8 protein-coding genes are annotated in these 12,474 nt (G+C 46.4%); all 8 read left to right on the top strand.

Translation table 11 applies throughout. The features are described 5' to 3' along the window. On the top strand, nt 1–459 hold a 459-nt coding region (locus tag QL223_RS08575; protein ID WP_281544479.1), incomplete at its 5' end, for a phosphopantetheine-binding protein. Further along, the gene (locus tag QL223_RS08570) at nt 456–5,132 is read left to right on the top strand and encodes a non-ribosomal peptide synthetase (protein ID WP_281544478.1); all 4,677 of its coding nucleotides are present in this window, start codon (nt 456–458) and stop codon (nt 5,130–5,132) included. The genes QL223_RS08575 and QL223_RS08570, both read left to right, overlap by 4 nt. Before the next feature lie 2 nt (nt 5,133–5,134). Then, nucleotides 5,135–5,971, top strand: a complete 837-nt coding sequence (locus QL223_RS08565; RefSeq protein WP_281544477.1) for an alpha/beta fold hydrolase — start codon at nt 5,135–5,137, stop codon at nt 5,969–5,971. A gap of 222 nt (nt 5,972–6,193) precedes the next feature. After that, the gene (locus QL223_RS08560) at nt 6,194–7,213 is read left to right on the top strand and encodes an ABC transporter substrate-binding protein (protein ID WP_281544476.1); all 1,020 of its coding nucleotides are present in this window, start codon (nt 6,194–6,196) and stop codon (nt 7,211–7,213) included. 8 nt (nt 7,214–7,221) lie between these two features. Further along, nucleotides 7,222–8,259: an iron ABC transporter permease gene (locus tag QL223_RS08555; RefSeq protein WP_281544475.1), complete on the top strand. Its 1,038-nt coding sequence runs from the start codon at nt 7,222–7,224 to the stop codon at nt 8,257–8,259. Nucleotides 8,260–8,262: 3 nt separating this feature from the next. Beyond that, a complete protein-coding gene (locus QL223_RS08550) occupies nt 8,263–9,348 on the top strand; it encodes an iron ABC transporter permease (RefSeq protein WP_002541811.1) in 1,086 nt (361 codons plus the stop codon). Continuing rightward, nucleotides 9,345–10,133: an ABC transporter ATP-binding protein gene (locus tag QL223_RS08545; protein WP_002541812.1), complete on the top strand. Its 789-nt coding sequence runs from the start codon at nt 9,345–9,347 to the stop codon at nt 10,131–10,133. Before QL223_RS08550 ends, QL223_RS08545 begins: the two co-directional genes overlap by 4 nt. Before the next feature lie 158 nt (nt 10,134–10,291). Continuing rightward, nucleotides 10,292–12,463 carry a TonB-dependent receptor gene (locus QL223_RS08540; RefSeq protein ID WP_281544474.1) on the top strand — a complete coding sequence of 724 codons (2,172 nt, stop codon included), beginning with the start codon at nt 10,292–10,294 and terminating at the stop codon, nt 12,461–12,463. Nucleotides 12,464–12,474 lie beyond the last annotated feature (11 nt).

The raw sequence follows: 12,474 nt of genomic DNA, 5'->3' as shown, positions 1-12,474 counted from the left end.
CAGTTCAAGGCGGATGTCACTGACCAACTCCGTGCCCTGCTGCCCGACTATATGGTTCCTTCTACCCTCGCGCTGGTCGATGAAATTCCACTCAGTGCCAACGGTAAAGTTGACCGGAAAACGCTCTCCAGTCTGCTAAACCGCCAAACAGAAAACAGTTATGAAGCGCCACGTGATTCGATAGAAGAACAAATTGCAGAAATCTGGGCCTCAGAGTTGGGTATCGATCGGATATCACGAAACGATAACTTCTTCATGATTGGCGGCGATAGTTTAGCCGCAACCAGGATCGTTCAGGCGATGCAGCAACAACGGATAAGCCCGGCGGGAGTAACGTTATCAATGCTCTTTACAGCACCAAGCGTTGCGGAATTTGCAATGCCGATAAAAGCACAGTGGCAGGCTCTCTCCGAGGGAGACAAGGAAGATACTGAAATTTTTGAGGAGGGTTCGCTATGAACAAACCAATGACTGATATGACCGCTTTTGAGCTCGTTGAAAGTTTGCAGAACCGCGGCGTCCAGCTTTGGGTAGAAGACAACAATTTAAGATTTAAGGCGCCAAAAGGCGTCCTTACCTCAGAACTCAAGTCTCTGCTTTCGGCTAAAAAACATGATGTTATTGATTTACTTAACCAAGCCTCTGAGGAGACTGTGTTAACAACCCATCCAGAAGATAGGTTTGAACCTTTCCCACTCACCGACTTGCAGTTGGCTTACATAGTAGGTCGAAGAGACAACTACGAATTGGGAGGTGTTGGGTGCCACTCTTACATCGAGCTGGAAATGCCTAGGCTGGATCACGCCAGGCTCGAGAAAGCTTGGCACAAGCTCATCATGCGACATGACATGCTAAGAGCTGTCATTGACACCAACGGCCAACAGCAGGTGTTGAAGAACTATACACTGCCTTCTATATCATGTGATGACACCAAAGGTCAGCCTGAAAAAGTGTTCAGAGATTCGGTCACCAAGTCACGGGAAGAAATGGCTTATCGTCGTTATGATTCGACGTGCTGGCCACTTTATGAGTTGCGCCTGACCCAACATGACAGCAGCGCAATTCTTCATCACTCTACTGATCTACTGATCGCGGACTTTGCCAGCATTCAGCTGCTTTTGGCTGAACTTGGGGATATGTATCTGCATCCTGAAAAGGAACATGAACCACTCCAAGCCTCATTCCGTGATGTCGTTCTCTATCAACAACACAGTAAGCTTCATCAAGAAGATGATTCAAAATACCAGCTAGACAAAAACTATTGGCAGAAACGCATTCGCTCCCTCCCCGGCGCCCCGGAATTACCCGTTAATCCAAACTTGCAACCAGATCATTTGGCAACGGGTGCAGCACCCAGTTTCAAAAGGCTGTCTTTCGAATTGCCTGAAGTTCAGTGGAAGATGTTTAGTCAAATTGCTAAAACTCATCAAATTACCCCTTCCAGCGCAGTGATGAATGCGTTCGCTGAAGTGCTTCAGCGCTGGTCGAGAAATGATGACTTTTGTATCAACCTGACACTACTGAACCGAAAAGCCCCCCACCCCGATATAAACCGAATTGTCGGCGACTTTATTGCAGTCAATGTATTGGAGGTTAATGGATTAAGAGGTGAAAACTTTAAAGACAGATCCGCGGCACTCCAGCATCAGCTTTGGCAAGACCTGGAGCATGATGCATACACAGGTGTAGAGGTCCTTAGGGACATCACCAAAGAAAGAAAAAGTAATACACTGATCCCAGTGGTTTACACGAGCACAGTTGGTGTCGGGAGTGAATCACTCCCACAAAACGACTTTATGCATAACGCTAAATTGAACTTCGGTATTACACAGACGCCACAAGTCTGGCTGGACTGCCAAGTGACAGAGCGACGTGGCTTATTGTTTGTTGATTGGGACATACGAAGCGGCGTATTCCTTCCGGGAGCCATCGAACAAGCCTTTGATGCATTCAAAACACTGCTCGCGACATTAGCAACGTCAGAGTCTCACTGGGGCAGCCACAAGCCCGTCAGTCTGCACCCTGAGAGTAAAAAGCTGCGCGAGCAACTTAATACTGAAAAAGACGCTTCTTTGCCTTCAGGCTATTTGCATGAGTCATTCTGTCAGCATGTTATCGCAGCTCCTAATGAAATCGCACTTGTGCATGATACACAAACGCCCGCGAACTATACCTACCGTGAGCTTGCAGAGTGGTCTTTGTCCATTGCAGATACATTAATCGACAGAGGTCTGCTTTCCGGAGAACCCGTCGCCATATTTATGGACAAAGGACCCAAACAAATTGCTGCGGTGCTTGGTGTACTGCTGGCGGGTGGCGCTTATGTTCCGATAGACGTAATTCAGCCAGAGAAAAGGCGCAATACCATTCTCGAAGATGCCCGTATACGCCTCGTACTCACCTCTTCAGATACATCGGAGGTAGAATGGCCAAGTGATGTTAATACCCTCTTTGTTTCCGAATCGCCATTGCTTGAGAGTCAGAGTGAACGATTGGAAGGCCGTCTTTCAGAGATCATAAAACAAGGCCAACAGGCCAATACTCACGAACAACTCGCCTACATACTGTACACATCAGGCACGACTGGTCGTCCCAAAGGCGTAATGCTGACACACGAAGGGGTGAGCAATACGATTGCCGGTTTTAACAGAGAGTTCGGTATCACCGCTAGCGATAGAACACTGGCCTTGGTTAATTTCAGTTTTGACCTCTCTGTATTGGATATATTCTGCACGTTCAGTGCAGGTGCTACCCTCGTCATTCCGGGTAATGGCTGGCGCAATAATCCTGAAGTTTGGGCAAGAACAGTGCAGAACCAGAAAGTGACGATCTGGAACTCTGTGCCGGCACATATGCAGATGCTCATGGCATGGCACGAAAACAATAGCTCAGTCAGTCTATCGACCCTGAGGCTGGCATTTATCTCTGGTGATTGGATTCCTGTCACGTTGCCGCCGAAAATTCTCGCTGCGCTACCAAACCTGAACCTGAACAGTTTGGGCGGGCCTACTGAAATTTCCGTCACCTGTATTTCAAACCGTATTATGGATGTTCCTGACGGAGCAACCAGCATTCCCTATGGTCTTCCTCTCAGTAATCACAGACTTTATGTCCAGAACACTCGCTTTGAGGACTGCCCTGACTGGGTACCGGGAGAAATGTTAGTTGGTGGTCCAGGCGTTGCAAAAGGATTCATTAACGACCCTACAAGAACTGAAGAGCGCTTCATTATTCATCCGGAGACTGGCGAACGAATGTATCGAACGGGCGATATATGTCGCTATCGACCAGATGGGGTCATCGAGATCCTGGGGCGTCAGGACAATCAAATCAAAATACGAGGTCATCGTATCGAACTAGGTGAGGTTGAAGCAGCACTCAGTGAAATTAGTTATATCAAACAAGGCGTCGCTCTAGTAAAACCAGAACCATTGGAGTTGGTCTGCGCCATTGTGCTAGATGACTCTGAATCAGAAGAAACGAATGGAGAAAGTTCCAACCTGCTTCAACGCGTTCAAGAAGAACTTTCTTCTTTACTGCCGGGCTACATGATCCCATCACAGGTCTTGGTATTGGATTCCATCCCACTTAGTAGTAATGGAAAGGTAGATAGAAATACACTCAAAGAGCACTTCTCTGCGTTGCCAACGAATTCCAACATCGAGGAATTGCCATTAGAAACACCTTTGGAGCTCAAACTCGCCGACATTTGGAAAGCACTGCTCAAGGTAGAGCAAGTACAAAGAACTGATGACTTTTTCCTTAAAGGAGGTTCTAGTCTCTCCGCTGTAGAGTTGCTAAATCGACTTTCCGAGGCAGGCTTTATCGTTAACATTGATATGATTTTTAACAACGCTGTTTTTGACAAAATGGTAGGCGTATTAGAAGCATCAGAAGATGCAGAAGAAGCCTTCCGTCAATCTATCGATCTAGACCAGTTGTGTGCAGAGGCCTTCAGAAATCTACCGCAGGCGTTGTCTTTAAGCACTCCAACAGGAAAGCCGCAAAACCTATTTATGACGGGTGCCACAGGTTATTTGGGTGTCTACATACTCAAAGCACTACTCGACAAGACCGAGGATACACTCTATTGCCTTGTACGCTGCCAAGACGAAGCAACCGGTTATGAGCGCATCCGAAAAGTTATTGCTGACCAAGGATTAGACTGGGAGCTCGATACCCAAAGAATTAAAATCATTCCAGGAGATCTCACCTTAGATCACTATGGCATCAGTGATTCTGACTACGACTTCCTGGCACAAACCATAGACAAGGTCGTGCATATTGCCGCGCTAATCAGCCTTATCGCACCACTGTCTGACCTTTACCCAATCAACGTTAAAGGGTCTGCCAATGCTATTGAATTAGCAACTACCGGGAAGATAAAGCCTATCCACTATATGTCTACAATTGGCGTCCATTATCGACTTCCGTATGAAGAAAATGAACCGCCAGTGCTAGAGTCAGTGGCCCCTGATGGCCCTTGGCATAAGCCAGAACTTACTTACGAACACACTAAGTACATGGCGGAGCAAATCTTCTACCGTGCCAGGGAAAAAGGTGTTCCTGTTAACATTTACCGATCCGGTGCTATTACCTGGGATAACACATTAGAAAAACCTTTCATCAATGATGATGCGTTCGTCAAATTCTTCCGCACATGTTTAAGCGTCGGCGCTTATCCAGAGTCACGCATTTTGATTAGTACGACACCCGTTAACATTGTCGCTGACTCGATTGCAGAAATAAGCAAGATGGATGTTGAGGAAAATGGAAAGAACTTCCATGTCGTTTCACGTCAAAGCCATACAGGTGAGCAAATATATCGCTGGCTTAATGAACTTGGATGTAATTTCAAGTCGGTTGATTTTGCAACATGGGATAAGCAACTTGCGGATAGTTTCGGCCGTGGTTTCATCAATCGCTATTTCAAACATGGTATGGAACAAGGCGGACACCACCAATATCGTATCGATAATACTGAATCCGCATTAGCCCTCGTAGATAAGGCACCTCACATCATCAGTCAGGAATACTTTAAACCGCTCGTTGCTCATTACCAAGAGACGATCAAGCGCGTATTCGCACAGCCTTATAATACCGTGCACTCCGCATCAGAAGAGGAGGCGTAATTTTGGAATACACAGCTCAACCTCAAAGAATGCAAAGTGTAAAAAGCAATAAGCCATCCTCATGGTTCAGGGTACTGAAAACACACCCAAACATCAGGAGGCGTATCTTTTGCTTCCCCCATGCCGGAGGTGCTGCCAGCTATTTTAAACAATGGCCCGAGGCTGTTCCCGAAGATACCGAGTTCGTTGTTGTTCAATACCCCGGCAGGGAAGAAAGGCTGAATCACCCATGTATAAACAACATGGAAGATATGGTACGGGCGCTTTTCGACCAACTGACCGGAAACCCACACTTATTGCAAATTCCCTTTGTGATATTTGGCCATAGCATGGGCGCTTCGATTGGGTATGAACTGATCCTTGAGCTGCAAAAGGCAGGTCTAAGGCTTCCTGTTGCTCTTGTTGCTTCAGCAACAGACGCCCCCGGCTACGCAAACCCGACCCAATTTCATATCAGTTCAGATAACGAACTCGTAGAAGAGATCGTCAGGTTAAGCCCCTCACTTTCATTCTTAAAAGAACATGAGGAGCTATTGGAAATGGTGCTCCCAGCTTTAAGAGCTGACTATCAATTGATCGAGACCTACGGCAAGAGAAACGAGCCACGCCCTCCCTTGCCGATCCCTATCAAAAAACTCATTGGGGATAACGACTCTGAGCTAAGTAGAGATGATGCATTGCTCTGGAAGAACCAAACCTCTGCCAATTTCTCCTTGCAGTCTTTTCCAGGGGGGCATTTTTATCTTGCTGATCACTATGAAGCGGTTATTCGTGTCCTCATGGAAAGTTATAAAGATAGTTCGACGTTAAGTCCCTCCCTTTCCTTCCAGCTGCCTTGACCCATTCAGTGAAAACGCCCCGCACTTTTGCGGGGCATCCAATCCCGATTCGGGTAGTAAGAGCAATACCTAACATCTAACATCGTTTTCCTATCTAACCAAATCACATCAGATACCAAATTTCAGTGGGTCACCAACCACTATTGAAAGGACAACTTCGCCCAAGTTAGCACCATTTTAAATCTGTTTGATATGAAACCTGAACGTGAATGGAAGCCAAAAATGAACAGTCAGTTAGTCAAGAAGATCCTGTTGAAACCAATTATTGAAGCGCTATTTGACGCCAAATCTGTCACTTCAATGTTAGTTTTAGCAACGCTGATATTAAGTCCTGGCATAAGTGCAAATGATGCTTTCCCAGTTACGGTGACGGATGATCGGGGAAAGCCTGTAACAGTATCAACGTCACCTTCTTCCGTCGCGTCTGTTTCAGCCTTTGGTGCAGACACGCTTAAAGCACTGGGCCAGAATGCAACGGGGATTTCGACACTTCAACATCGTAAATCTGTTTTCCTTGGCGAGCAGGTTCACACCGCCGTTGATCTCGGAGAAGTCCATGAGCCGGATATGGAGAGGTTAACCCAACTGAAGCCCGACCTTATTGTGGGCTTACAACAGTATGCGGAACCCTTTTCAGGGCAGTTTGAGAAAATAGCCCCTTTGCTAACCTTTGATCTGGTGACATTGGAAGACTCAAATCGATCGATTAGTGCCTTGGCCGATGCGGTAGGAAAACACAAGCAAGGTATTGATATTAATGCTGAGTTCGATAGAAAGCTCAATGAATATCGCGCCCAAGCTCCAGGTGGGGTCAGTGTTGTTTTTCTCTGGCATTGGGCAGATACCATTTATGTGTTTTACGACCACCATATCGCCACTCATATTATGACATCTCTCAAGGCCGAGTATTCGATGGGGCCCTCTCCGACGCCTGAGCTTAAAAAACCTGACGCTACCGTTCTCTCAATGGAGCAGCTACTTACTCTCAACCCAGATGTGATCATCTCATTCACAGGTGACGATAAGCCCGTCAGTTTTCACCCCGTTTGGAAGAGACTTAAAGCAGTGAAAACCTCCAGAGCGTACCGCGTTAGTGACCAATATGTAATGACTCATGGCCCAATAGCTCGAGATATGGTCCTCAGAGAGCTTGCTCATCTTTTTTACCCAGAAACGTTCCGCGAACCCATTGATATCCCAGCAGAAGCAAGAGCAAAACCGTTGGTTATATCTGAAGGATAAGCGACTGAATGATTTCCCCTACATCTTCGGCTCCACCGGTGGCTTTAAAGGCACATGAAGGGGCATGGCGTTTTGTGATCATTCTTATTTCCTGCGCCTTGCTGTTGCTCGTTTCTGGTTCGTTATCCTTAATGACCGGAGAAACATCCTTTTCAGCCACTCAAGTGATCAAGGCTTTGATTCAGCCCTCTGATTCATTGGCATCATTTTTAGTATTGGAACTCAGATTGCCCCGGTTCATCATTGCTGTATTGGTTGGCGCAACACTTGGGATGGCGGGGACTATTGTTCAGTCCATAACCCGTAACCCTCTGGGTTCCCCGGACTTGATGGGCGTGAGTGCGGGTGCATCATTTGCGATTGTTGTTTGTATGGCTTGGTCGGCACTAACCCCTCTGCTACTGCTATTGACTGGTACCTTAGGTGGCTTTGTTGCCGGACTGACCACATTTCTTATCGCTTGGAGAACGAAGCTAAGTCCACTTCATCTAACGCTATCAGGTATGTGTGTAGCGCTATTTTTTAATGCCGCTATTGTCGTCGTTTTGATTACCGCTAAGGCTGATGCTAACGGGATTTACTTCTGGCTAACTGGCAGCTTGATGGACCGAACCTGGCAACATGCGGGTCTACTTGTCCCCTTTTCGATAGCAGGTTTGGTTATGGGAGTCACTTTCTCTCGGCCACTTAACCTACTTATGCTCGATGACGTGACTTGTCATTCTTTAGGCTTTCCTGCCCATCTGTGGAGATTGCTGCTTGGCCTCATTGCCGTCGTACTGACCGCAGCCACAGTCTCTGTTGCTGGACCTATTTCTTTCGTGGGTCTTATCGCGCCACATCTCACACGATTAATGCTTCAGAACAAAATTCAGGCTCAGTGTCTTGACCACAGACAAAGTCTGCCCGTTTCTGCAATGTTAGGAGCGACATTGGTTGGAGTGGCTGACACCATTGCCAAACTACAAAACGTGCCAGTCGGCATCTTGTGTGTCTTAGTTGGCGGCCCTTTGTTTGTTTACCTCATTAAGAAAAAAGCGGAATAAAGCATGACAACAGTTGCTTCAGAAGGAACCGACTCTTTGCCTGGAGGGAGGCATAAAAAGTCAGATAATTACCGACTAACTCTCCTTATGCTATGGTTCGTTGCCCTTGCTTTGGCGGTACTGTCTCTTATGTCGGGCTCTATTCATCTTTCACCGACTGAGGTCCTGCAGGCCTTTTTTCCTAATACAACGCATACCACCGCTTATGAAGTGATATGGAACCTTCGCCTCCCCCGAACATTACTTGCACTCTTGGTTGGGCTTCAGTTCGCCATTGCTGGTCTTATCCTTCAATGCGTGACGAGAAATCCGCTGGCAGATCCCAGCATCATAGGTATTTCAAGCGGCTCTAGCTTGGCTATCGTTACCGTCTTACTCTTGGTTGATTATGTCAACGCTATGTTTCTCTTCAACACCCCAGTGAAGATATCCCTTGAATGGCTGCCATTCGCAGCATTTATCGGAGGAGCCATATCGACACTCTTTGTTGTATTGCTGTCTATCAAATCAAACCTTCGCCCTGTCACCCTGACATTAAACGGCTTCGCGGTTGGTGCAATGACTAATGCTATTGTCATGTGGCTGGTGATTGTATGGGGAGGTGGTAGAACAGAAACGACTGTGCTTTGGCTGGCAGGAAGCCTGTATGCCAGGGACTTTTCACACATCATGCTGGTGTTGCCCTGGACACTTCTGGGCTTGTTACTACTCCCTCTTTTGAAGTCACCAATGTCCTTGCTTCGTTTTAATGAACAGCAAGCAAAGGCATTAGGCATGAACGTTATGGCTTGGAGGATCGTTTGTATCGCTGTCGCCGTCATTTTTGCTGCTAGCGCAATTTCAGTCAGCGGTCCTATTGGCTTTCTAGGATTAATTGTGCCGCATATTTCCAGATTGCTGGTTGGTGGCGACATCAAGAGGCAGTTTTGGGTCTGTGCCCTTGTTGGTGCCAGTCTGACATTAGCAGCCGACTTAGTTGCCCGTACTATTGTTAGCCCAATTGAACTGCCAGCAGGCGCCATTACGACCTTACTGGGCATACCTGTATTACTTTTTCTCCTACAAAAGCAAGTTAGGCACCAATCATGACACTATTCGCTGATCACCTTACTCTTAGCTATCAGTCGAACACTATCGTACCCGATGTATCTTTAGCGATTAACCATGGCGAAATAACCTGCATCGTGGGTGCAAATGGGTGCGGAAAATCGACATTACTCAAAGCGCTAGCAGGCATACTCAAGCCTTCTCGTGGCGAGGTAAGGCTCAATGAAACCTCCTTATCAAGATGGTCCAGAAAAGCACTGGCTAAAGAACTCGCTTTTCTACCGCAAGACCCTATAGCACCCGAAGGCATTTCAGTTTTTCAACTCGTTTCACATGGCCGATTCGCACACCAAGGGTTGCTGGGCAAAGTGTCAGAAAAGGACATAGAAGCGGTAGAGATGGCTTTGAAGCAAACAGGTATGACTGCTTACAGAGATAGGCCATTTAATAGCCTTTCAGGTGGAGAAAGACAGCGCGGTTGGATTGCGCTATGTATTGCTCAACAGGCAAAGATACTGATCTTGGATGAGCCCACAACTTACCTCGATATAGGTCATCAGTACGAAGTACTTTCACTGTTAAAAAAGATAAACCGCCAACACAAGACCACTATCATCATGGTGCTTCATGATATCAATCAGGCAAGTCAGTTCTCGGATCGTATTGTCACTATGCAAGATGGAAAAGTGATCGCTGACGACTCGCCAATTAACACCATCAATGAAGAGATGATGAACAGAGTATTTGGCGTCAAGGTGGAAATGCAAATGCATCGGGATGGAGAAAAAATCTATCCTGTGGCCATACCACTTTGCGCTGGTCAATAGACACAAACGTTCTCACCAGCGCGCTGATGGTAAAGACGCTCGGATTCGGGTAACAGCAATCCTTATCGGGTAGCAGCAAACCTCCGCTCACTGCAGACTAGATGAATAATGAGAATGATTCCCATAACCATCTAGTCTTTGACAAGGAGTATCAAGTCATGCCGCTCACCCCCTTCAGCCCGCATTTAGATAACAAACACCAGAAAAACACGAGCTTGCTTTCAAAAAAAAGGGCTATTCAAAAATCATCAATTTTGAAGAAGAGCTTACCTATTGCCTGCCTGGTTATGTTACCAATAAGTCATAGTAGTATTGCTGCTGAGCAAGATGCACTGGAAGTCATTACCGTCACTGCTGACAAACGCAGCGCAAACAAAATGGATGTTCCCTCTAGCTTATCTGTTCAAACTGACCAAGACCTCAAGGACGCACAAATCACTTCGATTCAAGAACTCGGTCAGCATATTCCAAACCTGCATATTTTCACCTGGGGAGGAAGCCGAGAAAGCAATATCTTCATTCGCGGGATTGGTCCAGGGCTATTCACTGACCCAACTGTTGGTTTTTACGTCGACGGCGTGAACTATACGAACAACGGGATGTTCGATCTCGACCTCATTGATATCGAACGAATTGAGGTTTTGCGGGGACCTCAAGGTACCTTGTATGGTGGTAATTCCCTCGCAGGTATCATCAATGTCGTCACCAATAAACCTGACAATTTCACCGAAGGGAGAGTTTCATTTTCTGCCGACAGCCTGAATGAGAGAAAACTGAACGCTACGGTTTACACACCCATTATCGAAGACGAACTTTTTGCAGGACTCAGCTTAGCCGGCATCCAGAGTGACGGACATATTGAAAATGTTTTTGATGGCTCAGATTACGGAAAAAAAGATGATCTATTCGCCAGAACATCACTTCGATGGATTCCATCAGATTCATTAGAAGCTAATTTCGTTATTGACTATCAGCGCCTCAGAGATGACTCCTACGCACTTGGTCTGGCCGAGTTCATCAAGAACAACCCAGAGAAAATCAATAATGATTTTAAAGGTATAGATAATCGAGATTCTGTCGGTATTTCACTGGCGGTGACAAAGAACTTTGATGCTTTCGATTTCACGTCTATCACGGGTTGGAGAGATTGGGAGAATAAAAGTTCTGCAGATCAGGACGCGAATTCCAACCCGCTTTATGTCTTTCACTCAAAATCAGATGAAAAGCAAAAGCAGCTATCTCAGGAGCTTCGTTGGAATTCCACGACCAGTACTGAGCTCAAGTGGCTTGGTGGGCTCTACGCCTACACCAGTGAATATCGAGTGATCGGAAAAAACAATGTCGACTACACGGCCTTTGGCTATGGCGGCCCATACGTTGACATGTCTAACGTTAAAAAAGATAACTCTGGTTACGCTGCTTTTGGTCAACTTGACTACAACATCACGCCAAATATTACTCTGACAGCCGGATTGCGTCTCGATAGAGAAAAGCGTAAAGCAAACATCAACTCCAATAATCAAAGCACCACCAGTGTGGCAGTGAATGGCACAAAAGACTTCGATGTTTGGTTACCAAAAGCTGGAGCGTCTTACAGCTTTACTGACGGTTCGTTGCTTTATACATCAGTGAGCCGTGGGTACCGAGCTGGCGGTTTTGACCATCTTTATCCAAGCCAGGAAGACCCTGTTTATGACGAAGAAACGAGCACTAACTATGAGATTGGCTTCAAAACTACCCAGCTAGACAACAAGCTCGATCTCTCTGCAGCCATCTTCCTTATCGATATAAAGGATCAGCAGGTCCAGCAGCTTATTCAAAGTACTAATCAGGTACTCACAGACAATGCAGGCCGAGGCAGAAGTCAAGGTATCGAAATAGAAGCTCGATACATTCCCGCGAACAATTGGTTTATCGAATTGGGTGGAAGCTTCACTAATGCCGAGTACAAAAAATATGAAAATTGTGACCTTCTGGGGTCGGCAGGCAATTGTGACGGTAAAAAGATGGTGAATACCCCAAATGTTACGGCAAACCTTGCAGTTCAATACAAGAAGCCGTTAACACATAGCCTAGATTTGTTTACTCGCGTCGACGCTATGCACATTGGCAAATACTACTTCAACAGCTTAAACACCCTAAAACAAGATCCTTACCAGTTAATCAATGCCAAATTGGGTATTGAAGCCTCTTCGTGGGATGCCTATTTCTGGGTAAAAAATGCCTTGGACGAAAATTACTCCACCGTGGAGTACGATTTTGGCTCTGGCCCAACAGCAGAAGCGGCTGACCCAAGAAGCTTTGGCCTGACCCTCACCGCTTATTACTGATTCATTTAAAT

Source organism: Grimontia sp. SpTr1, from assembly GCF_947387585.1.
Taxonomy (GTDB): Bacteria; Pseudomonadota; Gammaproteobacteria; order Enterobacterales; family Vibrionaceae; genus Enterovibrio; species Enterovibrio indicus.
This window is presented reverse-complemented; position numbering and strand designations above follow the sequence as displayed.